The sequence below is a fragment of the Amnibacterium sp. genome, from assembly GCF_036559085.1.
Lineage (GTDB): Bacteria > Actinomycetota > Actinomycetes > Actinomycetales > Microbacteriaceae > Amnibacterium.
Genome location: NZ_DATBTU010000012.1, coordinates 13,758 through 28,261, shown reverse-complemented (window position 1 = coordinate 28,261; position 14,504 = coordinate 13,758). Strand labels below are relative to the sequence as shown.

At 72.0% G+C, this 14,504-nt stretch carries 15 protein-coding genes; 8 read left to right on the top strand and 7 right to left on the bottom strand.

The genetic code is table 11. The annotated features are described in order from the left end of the window. Nucleotides 1-2 precede the first annotated feature (2 nt). From VIG76_RS01745 to VIG76_RS01730, 4 genes are all read left to right on the top strand, one after another. Nucleotides 3-977, top strand: a complete 975-nt coding sequence (locus VIG76_RS01745; RefSeq protein ID WP_331950399.1) for a DnaJ C-terminal domain-containing protein — start codon at nt 3-5, stop codon at nt 975-977. Between the two features lie 133 nt (nt 978-1,110). Continuing rightward, nucleotides 1,111-1,530, top strand: coding sequence for a heat shock protein transcriptional repressor HspR (locus tag VIG76_RS01740; protein WP_331950631.1), 420 nt, complete (start codon nt 1,111-1,113; stop codon nt 1,528-1,530). Between the two features lie 56 nt (nt 1,531-1,586). Next, nucleotides 1,587-3,761, top strand: coding sequence for an ATP-dependent Clp protease ATP-binding subunit (locus tag VIG76_RS01735; RefSeq protein ID WP_414640595.1), 2,175 nt, complete (start codon nt 1,587-1,589; stop codon nt 3,759-3,761). A 33-nt stretch (nt 3,762-3,794) separates the two neighbouring features. Then, nucleotides 3,795-4,463 (top strand): DUF1345 domain-containing protein, encoded by a 669-nt coding sequence (locus tag VIG76_RS01730; protein ID WP_331950397.1) that lies wholly within the window; start codon nt 3,795-3,797, stop codon nt 4,461-4,463. A gap of 48 nt (nt 4,464-4,511) precedes the next feature. Here the strand turns inward: VIG76_RS01730 and VIG76_RS01725 are convergent, their stop codons facing one another. Next, complete coding sequence (locus tag VIG76_RS01725) at nt 4,512-5,099, bottom strand: nitroreductase family protein (RefSeq protein WP_331950395.1); 588 nt, start codon at nt 5,097-5,099, stop codon at nt 4,512-4,514. Between the two features lie 128 nt (nt 5,100-5,227). Between VIG76_RS01725 and VIG76_RS01720 the strand changes: the two genes are divergently transcribed. The 3 genes from VIG76_RS01720 to VIG76_RS01710 all read left to right on the top strand — a co-directional run bounded on the left by VIG76_RS01720 (nt 5,228) and on the right by VIG76_RS01710 (nt 7,481). After that, on the top strand, nt 5,228-6,280 hold the full coding sequence (locus VIG76_RS01720; protein WP_331950393.1) for a zinc-dependent alcohol dehydrogenase family protein: 1,053 nt from the start codon (nt 5,228-5,230) through the stop codon (nt 6,278-6,280). Nucleotides 6,281-6,382: 102 nt separating this feature from the next. Continuing rightward, nucleotides 6,383-6,862: a DUF4383 domain-containing protein gene (locus VIG76_RS01715; protein ID WP_331950390.1), complete on the top strand. Its 480-nt coding sequence runs from the start codon at nt 6,383-6,385 to the stop codon at nt 6,860-6,862. A gap of 115 nt (nt 6,863-6,977) precedes the next feature. After that, nucleotides 6,978-7,481 carry a GNAT family N-acetyltransferase gene (locus tag VIG76_RS01710; RefSeq protein ID WP_331950388.1) on the top strand — a complete coding sequence of 168 codons (504 nt, stop codon included), beginning with the start codon at nt 6,978-6,980 and terminating at the stop codon, nt 7,479-7,481. Between the two features lie 6 nt (nt 7,482-7,487). Here VIG76_RS01710 and VIG76_RS01705 read toward each other — a convergent pair whose 3' ends face one another. The 5 genes from VIG76_RS01705 to VIG76_RS01685 form a co-directional block, all read right to left on the bottom strand. Beyond that, nucleotides 7,488-8,858: a flavin monoamine oxidase family protein gene (locus tag VIG76_RS01705; protein WP_331950386.1), complete on the bottom strand. Its 1,371-nt coding sequence runs from the start codon at nt 8,856-8,858 to the stop codon at nt 7,488-7,490. A gap of 90 nt (nt 8,859-8,948) precedes the next feature. After that, the gene (locus tag VIG76_RS01700) at nt 8,949-9,731 is read right to left on the bottom strand and encodes a metal-dependent hydrolase (RefSeq protein ID WP_331950627.1); all 783 of its coding nucleotides are present in this window, start codon (nt 9,729-9,731) and stop codon (nt 8,949-8,951) included. Between the two features lie 63 nt (nt 9,732-9,794). Then, nucleotides 9,795-10,838, bottom strand: coding sequence for a threonine aldolase family protein (locus VIG76_RS01695; RefSeq protein WP_331950384.1), 1,044 nt, complete (start codon nt 10,836-10,838; stop codon nt 9,795-9,797). Between the two features lie 287 nt (nt 10,839-11,125). Further along, nucleotides 11,126-12,478, bottom strand: a complete 1,353-nt coding sequence (locus VIG76_RS01690; protein WP_331950625.1) for a DUF6421 family protein — start codon at nt 12,476-12,478, stop codon at nt 11,126-11,128. Between the two features lie 190 nt (nt 12,479-12,668). Continuing rightward, nucleotides 12,669-13,016 (bottom strand): hypothetical protein, encoded by a 348-nt coding sequence (locus tag VIG76_RS01685; protein WP_331950382.1) that lies wholly within the window; start codon nt 13,014-13,016, stop codon nt 12,669-12,671. 34 nt (nt 13,017-13,050) lie between these two features. Between VIG76_RS01685 and VIG76_RS01680 the strand changes: the two genes are divergently transcribed. Then, nucleotides 13,051-13,974, top strand: coding sequence for an AEC family transporter (locus VIG76_RS01680; protein WP_331950380.1), 924 nt, complete (start codon nt 13,051-13,053; stop codon nt 13,972-13,974). On the opposite strand, the gene VIG76_RS01675 is transcribed toward VIG76_RS01680, so the two are convergent. Next, complete coding sequence (locus VIG76_RS01675) at nt 13,963-14,493, bottom strand: low molecular weight protein-tyrosine-phosphatase (RefSeq protein ID WP_331950378.1); 531 nt, start codon at nt 14,491-14,493, stop codon at nt 13,963-13,965. The two genes, VIG76_RS01680 and VIG76_RS01675, sit on opposite strands and share 12 nt — an antisense overlap. Nucleotides 14,494-14,504: the final 11 nt, after the last annotated feature.

Sequence of the window (14,504 nt, the reverse complement as noted above, 5' to 3'; positions counted from 1 at the left end):
CGATGGCCAGCCAGGACTGGTTCGAGAAGGACTTCTACAAGGTCCTCGGCGTCGACAAGTCGATCACGCCAGCGGACCTGAAGAAGGCCTACCGCAAGCTCGCGCGGCAGTACCACCCGGACTCGAACCCGGGTGACGCGAAGGCGGAGGCCCGGTTCAAGGAGATCAGCGAGGCCTACAGCGTGCTCTCCGACGAGGAGCAGCGGCGCGAGTACGACCAGGTCAGGGCGATGGGGTCCGGTGCGCGGTTCACCGCCGCCGGCCCGGGCCAGGGCGGGTTCGAGGACGTCTTCGGGTCGATGTTCGGCGGCGCCGGCCGCGGCCGGGCCCGGGGCGGGTTCGAGGACCTCCTCGGCGGGATGTTCGGAGGCGGCAACGGGGGCTTCGGGCAGACGTCCGGCGGCTTCCGCGGCTTCGGCGGACCGACCCCCGGTCGCGACGTCACCGCCGCGGTCACGGTCGACTTCCTGACCGCGACGCACGGCGACACCGTGACGCTCTCGGGCGGTGGCGGCAAGCCGATCACCGTGCGCATCCCCGCGGGGGTGACGGACGGGCAGAAGCTGAAGCTGCGCGGCAAGGGCGAGCCGAGCCCTGACGGGGGCGAGGCCGGCGACCTCGTGCTCACGGTCAACGTGTCGAAGCACCCCGTCTTCGAGCGCGACGGGTTGAACCTGAAGGTGAACGTTCCGGTCACCTTCGCGGAGGCGGCACTCGGCGCCACGATCGAGGTCCCGACGCTCGGCGGCGAGCCGGTGCGGATGAAGATCGCGCCCGGCACCTCGAGCGGGCGCGTGCTGCGGGTCAAGGGCCGTGGCGTCGCCACCCCGCGCGGCACGGGCGACCTGCTCGCCCGCGTCGAGGTCGCGGTGCCGAACCACCTCACCGCGGCGCAGAAGGAGGCGCTCGAGCGCTTCCAGGCGTCCGGCCCCGCGGAGAACCCGCGCGACGACCTCATCGCCAAGGCGCGCGGATGATCACGCCCGCCTCACGCGGTACCCGTGGCGTGACGCGGTGTGCATGCCCCTCCGCAGCCCGGAAGGGGCGGTGGGCCCAGCGTCACGCCGCGGGTACCGCGCGACGATCGCATCGGGGGGAGGCCGGGTGGTGATGGACGTGAGTCCCGACGACCCGGTGTTCGCGATCGCGGTCGCCGCGGATCTGGCGGGGATGCATCCGCAGACCCTCCGGCAGTACGACCGGCTCGGGCTCGTCTCCCCGCGGCGCACGGCGGGCAAGTCCCGGCGCTACTCGCTGCGGGAGGTGGCACAGCTGCGCGAGGTGCAGCGGCTCTCGGGGGAGGGCGTCTCCCTCGAGGGCATCCGGCGCATCCTCGAGCTCGAGAACGAGGTCGTCGCGCTGCGCGGCCGCGTGCGGGACCTCGAGTCCGCGCTTGCGACGGAGCTGCTGAACCGGCCCGGGTCGCGGGTGTTCGCCTCCACCGCCGACGGGGACGTCGTGCCGCTGCGGCACGGCACCCGCACGCGACGCAACGAGGTGGTCGTCTGGAGTCCGCGCAGCTTGGAATAAAGTTGAGTCCCTGATACTCAACTTGAATGTCCGCGAAGGAAGTCGAAGGAGGCACCGTGGCGAACATGCGAGGGGCAGCAGCCCCGCAGGAGGAGACCGGCAGCGCGCTGAAGCGCTACGGGATCAACCTCACCGAGATCGCGCGCGCCGGCAAGCTCGACCCGGTGATCGGCCGTGACTCGGAGATCCGCCGGGTCAGCCAGGTGCTGACGAGGCGCACCAAGAACAACCCCGTGCTCATCGGCGAGCCCGGGGTCGGCAAGACCGCGGTCGTCGAGGGGCTCGCGCAACGCATCGTCGCGGGCGACGTCGCCGACTCGCTGAAGGACAAGCAGCTCGTCTCGCTCGACCTGGCGGCGCTCGTCGCCGGCGCGAAGTACCGCGGTGAGTTCGAGGAGCGGTTGAAGGCCGTGCTGAAGGAGATCAACGACTCCGAGGGCCGCATCATCACGTTCATCGACGAGCTGCACACCCTGATGGGTGCCGGCGGCGGCGAGGGCAGCGTCGCAGCCGCGAACATGCTGAAGCCGATGCTCGCCCGCGGCGAGCTGCGGATGATCGGCGCCACCACGCTGAACGAGTACCGCGAGTACATCGAGAAGGACGCCGCGCTCGAGCGGCGCTTCCAGCAGGTGTTCGTGGGGGAGCCGAGCGTCGAGGACACCGTCGCGATCCTCCGCGGCCTGAAGGAGCGCTACGAGGCGCACCACAAGGTCGCCATCGCCGACTCGGCGCTCGTCGCCGCGGCCGCGCTGTCGAACCGCTACATCACGGCCCGCCAGCTGCCCGACAAGGCGATCGACCTCATCGACGAGGCCGCGAGCCGCCTGCGGATGGAGATCGACTCCGCTCCCATGGAGATCGACGAGCTCCGTCGCGCCGTCGACCGGCTGCGCCTCGAGGAGCTGGCGCTGAAGCGCGAGAAGGACGACGCGGCCAAGGAGCGGCTCGCCAAGCTGCGCGAGGACCTCGCCGGCCGCGAGGCCGTGCTGCAGGGGCTCGAGGCCCGCTGGGAGCGCGAGCGCGCCGACCTCAACCGCGTCGGCAACCTGAAGGAGAAGGTCGACTCCCTGCGGATGCGCGCCGAGCGTGCCGCTCGCGAGGGCAACCTCGAGGAGGCCTCCCGCCTGCTCTACGGCGAGATCCCCGCTATCGAGCGCGAGCTCGCGGCCGCGGAGCAGGCCGAGGAGGAGCCCGGCCAGCCGAAGATGGTGAACGACCAGGTGACCGACGAGGACATCGCCGCCGTCGTCGCCCAGTGGACGGGCATCCCCGTCGGGCGCCTGCTGCAGGGCGAGACCCAGAAGCTGCTGCGGCTCGAGAGCGAGCTCGGCCGGCGGCTGATCGGCCAGCGGCCCGCCGTCCGCGCCGTCGCCGACGCGGTGCGCCGCACGCGGGCCGGCATCGCCGATCCCGGCCGCCCCACCGGCTCCTTCCTCTTCCTCGGCCCCACCGGCGTCGGCAAGACCGAGCTCGCCCGGGCGCTCGCGGAGTTCCTCTTCGACGACGAGCGCGCGATGGTCCGCATCGACATGAGCGAGTACGGCGAGAAGTTCTCCGTCTCGCGACTCGTCGGCGCCCCTCCCGGGTACGTCGGCTACGAGCAGGGCGGCCAGCTCACCGAAGCCGTACGTCGTCGTCCTTACTCGGTCGTGCTGCTCGACGAGGTCGAGAAGGCGCACCCCGAGGTCTTCGACGTGCTGCTGCAGGTGCTCGACGACGGCCGCCTCACCGACGGCCAGGGCCGCACGGTCGACTTCCGGAACACGATCCTCGTGCTCACCTCGAACCTCGGCAGCCAGTACCTGATCGACCCGTCGATCAGCAACGAGCAGAAGGAGGAGGCCGTGCAGGCGCTCGTGCGCCAGGCCTTCAAGCCCGAGTTCATCAACCGGCTCGACGACATCGTCGTGTTCCAGTCGCTCACCGAGACCGAGCTCGGCGAGATCGTCGAGCTGTACATCGACCGGCTCACGAAGCGGCTGGCCGATCGACGCCTCGACCTCGCCGTGACGCCCGCCGCGCGCCGCTGGCTCGCGGAGCGCGGCTACGACCCGATGTACGGGGCCCGGCCGCTGCGCCGGCTCATGCAGCGGGAGATCGACGACCGGCTGGCCAGGGCGCTGCTCGCGGGTGAGGTCCGCGACGGGGACACGGTGCGGGTCGACGTCTCGCCGGCCGGCGATGAGCTCGCCGTCGGGCGCTCCCAGGTGCCGGTCGCCGATCTGTGAGGATCCTCATCGTCGACTGGCCATGATCGGAGCATGAGCCGCGCCCAGGACCATCCCGACGCGTCGACCTACGACCGCCGCAGATCCTGGCTGCGGCTCCTGGTGGCGTTCACCGCCGGCGCCGCCGCAACCACGGCGACGCTGCTCCTCGGTGGCGACTCGTTCGCCTTCGACGTCGGCTGGGTGGTGCTGTGCGCCGTCTACCTGCTGTGGGTCTGGCTGAAGGTCGGCCGGATGGATGCGGACGCGACCTCGCGCCACGCGACGCGGGAGACCCCGAACCGCAGCATGAGCGACGTGCTCCTGGTCATCGCGGCAGTGGCCAGCCTGGTGGCGGTGATCGTGGTGCTCTCCGAGGCCAAGAACGCGCAGGGCGCCGGCAAGGAGCTGCTGTCGCTGCTCGGCGTGCTGAGCGTGGCGATGTCGTGGTTCCTCGTGCACACCCTGTTCACGCTGCGCTACGCGGTGCTCTACTACACGGGCGAGGACCGGGGGATCTCCTTCAACCAGGAGCAGCCGCCGCGGTACGTCGACTTCGCCTACTTCGCGTTCACGATCGGGATGACCTTCCAGGTCTCGGACACCGACATCAGCGACTCGGTCATCCGGGCGACGGCGCTGCGCCACGCCTTGGTGGCCTACCTCTTCGGCGCGGTCGTGATCGCCTCGGCGGTCAACCTCATCGCCAACATCGCGGGCTGAACGAGGCAGGGCCGGAGTCGATCGGCCCGGGCCCCTCCTCGCCGGCGATCAGTCGTCGACGACGACGAGCTCCTCGAGCGGCAGGCGGGTGCGCGGCGCGGCCTCGCGCGAGCGGTACCGCTCGGGCAGCAGGTCGGCCGGTGCTGCGGCGCCGATCGCGTTCACGCTGACCGCGACGGCGCCCTCGGGCAGCTCGAACGAGAGCGCGATCGCCTCGGGGTCGAAGCCTCCCATCGGGTGCACGTGCAACCCGAGCGCATGCGCCTGCACCGTGAGGTGGGCGATCGCCTGGCCCGCGTCGTACTCCGCCCAGCGGTAGGGCTTGCCGTCCGCGTCCTTGGTCAACGCGATCGCCACGACGAAGAGGGAGGCGTTCGGGGCCCACGGACGGTTCCCCTCGGAGAGCGCGTCGGTGACGGCCTGGAAGGCCTCGCTGCCGCGGCGCGCGACGATGAATCGCCGCGGCTGGAAGTTGGCGGCGGACGGCGCCCAGCGGGCGGCTTCCATCAGGGCGGTGACCGCCTCGTCCGGCACGACGAACTCGGGGTCGAACGAGCGCGGGGACCAACGCTCGGCCAGCAGGTCGTGGAGCGGGGCGGCCGTCTCGGCGCGGCGGGTGTCGGTCAGGAGCGTCATGGCGCTGCATTCCTTTTGGGTGAGGGATCTCGGGACGACGCGCCATTGCGCCTGACGCGTCAACCATCTCATGGCACGCTGTGTTCCCCGAGAGGAGCGCCGAGCCGGACGTCGTACGCTCGAGGACCGTGCAGGCGACTCTCATCCACGCTCCCGGCGACATCCGACTCGAGACGGTTCCCGACCCCGTGCTCTCCACCGGCGGCGACGCGATCGTGCGCGTCGTGGCGGCCTGCGTGTGCGGATCCGACCTCTGGCCCTACCGCGGCGTCACCCCGACCAAGCGTCCCCACCGCATCGGGCACGAGTTCGTCGGCGTCGTCGAGGAGGTCGGCGCCGAGGTGTCACGCATCCGCGTCGGCGACTTCGTGATCGCGCCCTTCTACGACTGCGACATGACCTGCCCGAACTGCCTGAACGGCGTGAGCACCTCGTGCCTCCACGGCGGATGGTGGGGCGCGGACGACCGGATGGGGGGCTTCGCCGACGGCGGCCAGGGCGAGCGCGTTCGGGTGCCGCACGCGGACGGCAGCCTCGTCGCGGTGCCCGGCGGTGAGCCGGCACCCGAGCTCGTGCCGCACCTGCTGACCCTCTCCGACGTCATGGGCACCGGTCACCACGCGGCGCACGCCGCGGGCGTGACGGCGGGGTCGACCGTCGCGGTCGTGGGCGACGGGGCCGTCGGCCTCTGCGCCGTGCTCGCCGCGAAGCGCCTCGGCGCCACCCGGATCGTGGCGATGTCGCGGCACGAGTCGCGCCAGCGCCTCGCGGTCGAGTTCGGAGCCACGGACGTCGTCGCCGAGCGCGGCGACGAGGGCATCGCCCGCATCAAGGAGCTCTTCGACGGCATCGGCCCCGATGCCGTGCTCGAGTGCGTCGGGACGAAGGAGTCGATGGACCAGGCCATCCGCTCCGTGCGCCCCGGCGGCGTGGTCGGCTACGTCGGCGTGCCGAACGGCGGCGCGGAGCTGCCCATCCGCACGATGTTCGGCTCGAACGTCGGTGTGCGCGGCGGCGTCGCGCCCGTGCGCAACTACGTGGAGGAGCTGCTGCCCGAGGTGCTCGACGGCCGCATCCAGCCCGGCCGCGTGTTCGACCTGGACCTGCCGCTGTCCGAGGTGGCGGAGGCGTACGCCGCCATGGACGAGCGCCGCGCGATCAAGGTCCTCCTGCGCCCCTGACCCTCAGCGCCCTCCGGGTGCGCGTCCGCCGTCCGTCCAGCAGCACGGGGTCTCCTCGGTCGCGAGGGACGGCGCATCGCGCCGTGGATGGGGAGGGCCGGGATGACCGACGACGGCAACGATCGCGGCAGGGGCTACGCGAGGCGCGACCACCAGAAGGTCGCGCTCGGCTTCGGGATCGTCTTCGTGCTGGTGGGGATCGCCGGCTTCGTCCCGGGGATCACGACGGGGACCCTCTCGTTGGCCGGTCCGATGTCGGGGGCGAAGCTGCTCGGGATCTTCGAGGTGTCGGTGCTGCACAACCTCGTGCACCTGCTCTACGGGATCGTGGGCATCATCGCCGCCGGCAACGGCACGTTCTCCCGCTACTACCTGATCTGGGGCGGCGTGGTCTACCTGCTCCTCTGGATCTACGGGCTGATCGTCACGGGCGTGCGGACGCCGGTGAACTTCGTGCCGCTGAACGACCCGGACAACTGGTTGCACTTCGGGCTCGGGGTGATCATGGCCGGCATGGGGCTCTTCGTCGGGCGATCTGCGCCGACCGACATCCCGGGCCGGCCCCGCTCGGCCTCCCGCTGACCGCCCGCCTGCTGTCCGCACGGACAACTGTCGGCGTTTCAGCGGCAGCAGTTGTCCGTGCGGACAGCAGTCGCGAGGGGGCCGGTAGAGGCCGAGCGGTCACTAGGGTGACCGCGTGATCATCCGCGAGGCGCAGCCGGGCGACTGGCCGCAGATCCTGCCGTTCTTCCGCGCGATCGTCGAGGACGGGGAGACGTACGCCTATCCGGAGGACCTCACGGACGACGAGGCCGAGCGTCTCTGGATGGGCCAGCACCGAGTCGTGGTCGCGGTGGACGACGACGGGCGGGTGCTCGGGTCGGCGACCATGGGCCCGAACCGGCCCGGCCGGGGATCGCACGTGGCCACCGGCAGCTTCATGGTCGACCCGGCCGCTACGGGCGGCGGCGTGGGCCGCGCGCTCGGGCGGCACGTGATCGAGTGGGCGACCGCGTCCGGCTACGAGGCGATCCAGTTCAACGCGGTCGTGGAGACGAACGCGCGAGCGGTCCAGCTGTGGCAGTCGCTCGGCTTCCGGGTCGTCGGCACGGTCCCGAAGGCCTTCCGCAGCCGCCGGCACGGTCTCGTCGCGCTCTACGTGATGTGGCTCCCGCTGCAGAAGCGGGGCCTCGCGCTCTAAGGCGCCTCAGACGACCACGGGGGCCGGCAGCGAGGCGAGCACCTCCGCGGCGACCCGTCGGCCCATGCGGATCGCGCCGTCCACGTGCTGGTAGCCGTGCCCGGCCAGGTCGCTCGAGGCGAACCGGATAGGGCCGACGGGCGAGTGCAGGTCGGCGCCGAATCGCGCCAGGCCGCCCATGTCGAAGCTCGCCGCGTAGGCGCCGCGGGTCCACTCCTCGCTCGCCCAGTCGCTCTCCACGTACACGGTCGGGTGCCGTGCCTCGTCGCCGTAGTAGCCGGCGAGGGAGTCGAGGATGGCCGCACGGCGCTCGTCCTCTGGCAGCGCGAGCATCGCATCCGCCTTCTCGTCGGAGACGAAGCCGACGAGCACGCCGCGGGGGTCGCCGTGGTTGGAGTTGTCGTAGGACTCGTGCACGACGGCGTACGGGCTGAACGCGGTGCCGGAGAGGCCCTGCGCGCGCCAGAACGGCGTCTCGTAGACGGCGTGCACCTTCATCACGAGGCCCAGCGACAGGTGCTGGTGCATCACGTGGCGGCGGGCGGGCAGCGGGGGCACGTAGCTGATGCGGTCGTACAGGTTCGGCGGGACCGCGACGATCGCGCGGCGGGCGCGGATCACCAGGTCGCCGTCGGCGTGCACGACGACGCCGTCGTCCGTGCGCTCGACGGTGCGGACCGGCCGGTTCAGCAGCACGTCGTCGCCGAGGGCGTCGGCGAGGCGCTCGGGCACCTGCTGCAGGCCGCCGACGACACGCTTGTCGAGGATGAAGTCGGCGTCGACGAGGTTGCTGAAGCTGCCGGCGGAGGCCGCCATGAGCAGGGCCTGGAGGGCCGAGAACGCGTGGGCGGGCTTCGTGATCATCGCCTCGGCGATGAAGAGGGCGACGTTGTCGCGCGCCTCCGCGTCGTCGGACAGCTGCTCGAGGAAGGCGCGCCAGGTGATCGCGTCGAGCTCGCGGGCGCGCGGATGGCGCCACGGCTCGTCCGGGTCGATCTCGGCGACGAGCCCGTCGAGCACCCCGATCATCCGCTCGATCTCGGCCTCCGTCGTGGGGGAGGCGGGGAAGATGTCGCCGGTGAAGCGACGCGGGACGCCGTCATGGCCGACGTAGACGCTCTCGCCCTCGCGGTAGCGCGAGAAGAGCTCGAGGCCGAGCTCCTGGACGGTCTCCTGCAGCGCGGTCTGGTCCGGCGAGACCCACTGGCCGCCGAGCTCGAGCAGGGCGCCGGTGGCGGTGTCGGTCCAGAGGCGGCCGCCGACCCGGTCGCGCGCCTCGAGCACCGCGACGGTCAGGCCGGCCCGTCGCAGGGCGGTGGCCGCCGTCAGCCCGCAGGCACCGGCACCGATCACGACCACGTCGCGTTGCAGATCCATGCGGTCAGGATACGACGGATCCGGCCGCTTTCGGGGTCCCCTTGTGCGGAATCCGTCGATCCGGCGTGCGAACGGCACGGGTTCCGTCGATCAGTGCATGGCGAGCAGGTCGACGTGACCGGCCTGCATAGCGACGGCGACGAAGGCGTACACGCAGTACAAGGCGAGGGCGACGCCGAGCAGGTGCTCGCGGACGGAGCCCGCATGGCCGAGCACCGGTACGGAGACGTACCCGTTGCGCTTCCAGATGGCCCGGAGGCCCGGGGTGCGGGCCCAGGCCTTCGGCGGCTTCACCTGGATCGGCCAGATGAGGCTCGGCACGCCCTCGACGGTGAGCAGGTCGCCCGCGATGTGCGTGACGAACCCGAGCGCCACGGCGACGGGGAACCAGACGGGGTTGTCGGGGGAGAACAGCAGCACGGCCGCGGCGGCGACGAGGCCGAGGAACCAGGCGGTCGACCAGCGCTTCACGACGTCGCGGGCCTTCACGGCGAAGCAGATGAGCGCGATCGTGGCGATGGCGGGACCGACGGGCACCCTGCCGAGCAGGGGCAGCACCGTGGTGACTCGGCCGAGCAGCACGGCGAGCAGGGTGACGATCAGGGCGGCGAAGAGGGTGTGGGCGCCGTGTCGGTGACCGCCGCTGGCGTCCTCCACGGACCGGGCCACGAGGCGGCCGACCACGGGGACGGAGTGGGCGATCGTGCCGCTGTGGTGATCCGCATCCGGCAGCAGGGCCGCCCCGGCGCAGACGAGCGCGCCCGCGAGCACGCCCATCGGCGCGAGCGGGTAGAGGCCTGTGCTGAGCGCGGGCAGCGTCGCGGTCGCCGCGAACCAGACCGCGGCCCCGCTCGTGGCGTGGTTGATGCCCATCACGGACGTCGATGGTCCTCGCCGCGCCCGGGAAGGCGGGCGCGGCGCGCCGGGCGTACGGCGCTAGGCCAGGGCCTCGCGCACGGTCGCCACGAAGGCGTCGACATCGCCCTCGGTGGTGTCCCAGGCGCACATCCAACGCACCTGGCGCTTGGCGCGGTCCCAGTCGTAGAAGCGGAAGCGCTGCCGGATTCGGTCCGCCGCGTCGAGGTCGAGCTCAGCGAAGATCGCGTTCGCCTGCGTCGGGTGGCTGAACTCGACGCCGGGCACGTCCTCGAGCGCCCCCCGCAGGCGGGCGGCCATGGCGTTCGCCCTGGCGGCGGTGCGGATGCCGAGGTCGCCCTCGAGGAGGGTGAGCAGCTGGGCGCTGGTGAAGCGCATCTTGCTCGCCAGCTGCATGCTGAGCTTGCGGAGGTAGATCAGCCCGTCGACGCGTGCCGGGTCGAGCACCACGACCGCCTCGGCGCCGAGCGCGCCGTTCTTGGTGCCGCCGAGGCTCAGCAGGTCGACGCCGGCGTCGGTCGTGAACGCCCGCAGCGGCAGGCCGAGGGACGCGGCGGCGTTGAAGATCCGCGCCCCGTCCATGTGCACCGCCATGCCGCGCTCGTGCGCGAAGTCGGCGACCGCCCGCACCTCCTCCGGCGTGTAGACGGTGCCGAGCTCGCTGCTCTGGGTGATGGAAACCGCGAGGGGCTGCGCCCGGTGCTCGTCACCCCATCCCCACGCCTCCGTCTCGATGGCGGCCGGCGTGAGCTTGCCGTCGACGCCGGGCACGACGAGCAGCTTCAGTCCGCTGACGCGCTCGGGGGCGCCGGCCTCGTCGGTGTGGATGTGGGCGCTGCCCGTCGCGATCACCGCGCCCCAGCGCGGGAGCAGCGCCGTGAGGCCGACCACGTTCGCGCCCGTGCCGTTGAACACCGGGAAGACCTCGGCCTGCTCGCCGAACGCAGCCGTGACCACCTCGCCGAGGCGTGCGGTGTAGACGTCCTCGCCGTAGGCGATCTGGTGCCCGCCGTTCGCGTCGGCGATCGCGGCGAGCACCTCGGGAAGGGCGCCGGCGTAGTTGTCGGAGGCGAAGGTGCGGGATTCGGGGTCGTGCAGGATCACCCCGCCATCCTTCCCGATGCGGATGGGGGTCCCGACCGCGGCGCCTTGCGTGCCGGGAGTAGGGGAATGTGCCGGGCGTAGGCCGAAACGCGGTGTGTCGGCCTACACGCGGCACGGATGCCTACGGCCGGGACGGGCGACGGCGCTCGGAGACTCCTCGATCGGCCGGGCGACGGTCGGTGTGCCGGGTGTAGGGCGATGTGCCGGGTGTAGGCCGGAACTGGGTGGTTCTGCCTACACCCGGGGCGATCCCCTCCACCCGGGACGAAACCGCAGCGCGGGGCGGGTCAGCCGGCGGCGGTGATGCCCGCGGTCGACTCGATCACGCCGCGGAGCTTCTTGCCGAGCGCCTCGTAGAACATGGAGAGGGGGAACTCGTCGTCGAGCACCGCGTCGGTGTAGCCCTTCGGCGCACCGGCGAGGATCTCGTCGGGCAGGCCCCGCGCCCAGCGCGAGGCCGGGTTCGGCGTGAGCGTGGCGCGCACCAGGTCGTAGGCCGCGAGCCAGTGCGCGGTCTTCGGCCGGTCGATCGACGCCCAGTAGAGCTCGTTGATCGAGTCCGACAGCGCGATGACCACGTCGGGCACCTGGTCCCAGTCGATCGCGAGGCGGGTGTCGGTCCAGTGCAGCACGTGGTGCTGGTGCAGCCACGCGAACAGCAGCTGGCCGCCGACCCCGTCGTAGTTGCGGGAGCGACCGCCGGTGAGCGGGAACCGGAAGAGGCGGTCGAACAGGATCGTGTACTGGGCGAGCCGGGCGTGGTCGCGGGTGACGTCGTCCGTCGCCTCGTCACGCACGAGGCGCACGGCCTCGCGGAACGCCGTGAGGTCGCAGCGCAGCTCCTCCAACGAGTACAGGAAGTACGGCATCCGCTGCTTGATCATGAACGGGTCGAACGGCAGGTCGCCACGCATGTGGGTGCGGTCGTGCACGAGGTCCCAGAGCACGAAGCTGCGCTCGGTGAGTGCCTGGTCGTCGAGCAGGCGCTGCGCGTCGGCCGGCATCTCGAGCTTGGTGATCTCGGCGGCGGCGGCGACGACCTTGCGGAAGCGGGCGGCCTCGCGGTCGGCGAAGATCGCGCCCCAGGTGAAGGGGATGAGCTCCTTCATCGCCACGGTCTCGGGGAAGAGCACGGCCGAGTTCGTGTCGTAGCCGCCGGTGAAGTCGACGAAGCGGATGGGCACGAAGAGGGCGTTCGAGTAGTGCTCGCGCTCCAGCGCGTCGATGAACTCGGGCCAGATGACGTCGATCAGCAGCGCCTCGAGCAGCCGGTCGGGGCTGCCGTTCTGCGTGACCATCGGGAACACGACGAGGTGCCGCAGCCCGTCGACGCGGTGCTGCTGCGGCTGGAAGGCGCCGAGCGAGGCGCGGAAGTCGGGCACGTCGAAGCCGGCGGCGGCCCAGTCGGCGAGGTCGCCGGTGAGCGCCTCGAGGTACTCGGCGTCGTGCGGGAAGGCTGGGGCGAGCTCGCGGATCGCGGCGACCACCCCTTCCATGAGGCGGGCGGCGTCGGCGCGGTCGGCGTCCTCGCGCAGCGAGCCGTCGTGCTGCTGCAGCATGCGGAACGCGCTGACCGCGTCCTTCAGCCGCAGCCACACGGCGGAGTCGGCGCCGACGACGGCGATCGGGGTCTCGAGCATCGACATGGGTCGCCTCCTAGGGTTCCCCCGACGGTATCGTGCGTCTGGTGCCGCTTTGCTGCGGATGCCGTGCGCGCTGTTGCCACCTCTGCACCGATGTTGCGCCGGGGAAGGGTCAGGGTCCCCTCGCGCGCGCCGATGTCCGGCCGCCCGTCACCCTGGCGCGCCGGCGGCGGCGCGCCCTCCGCCGTCAGAAGAGGTTCGCTCCCGGCACCGCCGAGTACGCGATCGCGAGGCCGCCGAAGAAGAACGCTGCGACACCGAGCAGGCCGAGCAGCGGCACCGGGAACAGCAGCCGGCCGCGCGGCTTCCGCAGGAGCACCGCGACCGTCGCGCCGAGGACGACCACGGGCTGGCCGATCAGCGCGATCAGCAGACCGGTGCTCAAGCGCGCGTCGTCGCACGTGACATCGACGCAGGCGTCGCTGATGAAGGCCGAGAGCATCGCCATCACCACCGCGAACGCGGCGGCGGCGGCGAGGAGCAGCCCCAGCACGACCGTGATCGGCGCGTCCCAGCGCCGCGCCCCCTCCCTCACGAAGCCGACCGTACGCGTCCGGAAGGATGGACCGGTGATCGGCGTGCTCGAAGGCTTCGGGATCATCGCCGTCGTCATCCTCGCCGGGTACCTGCTCGAGCGCTCCGGGGTGATGGGCCCGGACGCCCGCCGGGTGCTCAGCCGCTTCGTCTTCTTCGCCGCGTCGCCCTGCCTGCTCTTCACCGTGCTCGCCACCGCGGACACCCGGGTGCTGCTGTCGCCGCTGCTGGTCGTGTCCGCCGGCTCGGCCGCGGCCGTGGTGCTCGTCGCACTGCTCGTCAGCCGCCTCGTCTGGCGCCGCACGGCCGCCCAGGCCATGGTCACCGCGTTCGCGTCGGGGTACGTGAACGCGAACAACATCGGGCTGCCCGTCGCGATCTACGTGCTCGGCAGCGCCGCCTACCCGGCGCCGGTCATCCTGCTGCAGCTGCTGGTCTTCGCGCCGGCCGGCCTCGTCGTGCTGGAGCACTCGCGTGGCGGCGGATCCGTGTGGCGGACCGTGCTGCTGTCGTTCCGCAACCCGTTGCTGATCGGGTCGCTGCTCGGTGCGGTGCTCGCGCTCACCCACGTGCACCTGCCGACGGTGGTGTTCGAGCCGTTCCGGCTGATCGGCGGCGCGGCCGTCCCGCTGATGCTGATGGGCTTCGGGATGTCGCTGCACGGGCAGCGGGTGCTCGAACCGGGCAGCGGTCGCCGGGACGTGGTGCTCGCCACCGGCCTGAAGCTGCTGGCCATGCCGCTTGCGGCATGGGTCCTCGGCGGTCCCGTGCTGCACCTCGACGCCCGCACCCTGCACGCCGCGGTGACCCTCGCCGCGCTGCCGACGGCGCAGAACGTGCTCGTCTACGCGTCCCGCTACGACCGCAGCGTGCTCGTGGCCCGGGACGCGGTGCTGCTCACGACCCTCGGCTCGCTGCCCGTCGTGCTGCTCGTGGCGCTGCTGCTCTCACCCGGCTGAGCGGCGCTCCAACTCGCTCAAGACGTGCGCGACGATGCCGTCCGCGGCCGCCTCGACCTGCTGCAGCACCGAGACGAAGTCGTCCCGGCCGCCGAACCACGGGTCCTCCACGTCGAGCTCCGCTTCGTCGGCCGTCGCGCGCGGGCCTTCCGTGCGGGGCGCGGCGGGGTCGAAGGAGCGGAACATGCGGATGCGGGCGGCGCTCGCGGCATCAGGGGCCAGCGTGCGCAGCACCCGGGCATGCCGCGCGGTCATCGCCAGCAGCAGGTCCCTCGAGCCGATCTCGTGGGGGGTCACCCGATGCGCCCGGTGCTCCGGCACGGCGTAGCCCGCCTGACGGAGCACGTCGGCGGCGCGAGGGTCGATCGGCTCCCCAGTCTCCTCGTCGGAGACGCCGGAGGAGTCGACGACGACGTCGTCCCCGAGGCCGGCGGCGTCGAACCGGTCGCGCAGCACGACCTCGGCCATCGGGGACCGGCAGATGTTGCCGAGGCAGACGGTCATGACGCGGTAGGGCACGGGTCGATCAT

Coding starts and splice junctions, on each gene's coding strand:
- VIG76_RS01745 (WP_331950399.1), top strand. CDS start 3: ATGGCCAGCCAGGACTGGTTCGAGAAGGACTTCTACAAGGTCCTCGGC.
- VIG76_RS01740 (WP_331950631.1), top strand. CDS start 1,111: ATGGACGTGAGTCCCGACGACCCGGTGTTCGCGATCGCGGTCGCCGCG.
- VIG76_RS01730 (WP_331950397.1), top strand. CDS start 3,795: ATGAGCCGCGCCCAGGACCATCCCGACGCGTCGACCTACGACCGCCGC.
- VIG76_RS01725 (WP_331950395.1), bottom strand. CDS start 5,099: ATGACGCTCCTGACCGACACCCGCCGCGCCGAGACGGCCGCCCCGCTC.
- VIG76_RS01715 (WP_331950390.1), top strand. CDS start 6,383: ATGACCGACGACGGCAACGATCGCGGCAGGGGCTACGCGAGGCGCGAC.
- VIG76_RS01705 (WP_331950386.1), bottom strand. CDS start 8,858: ATGGATCTGCAACGCGACGTGGTCGTGATCGGTGCCGGTGCCTGCGGG.
- VIG76_RS01700 (WP_331950627.1), bottom strand. CDS start 9,731: ATGGGCATCAACCACGCCACGAGCGGGGCCGCGGTCTGGTTCGCGGCG.
- VIG76_RS01690 (WP_331950625.1), bottom strand. CDS start 12,478: ATGCTCGAGACCCCGATCGCCGTCGTCGGCGCCGACTCCGCCGTGTGG.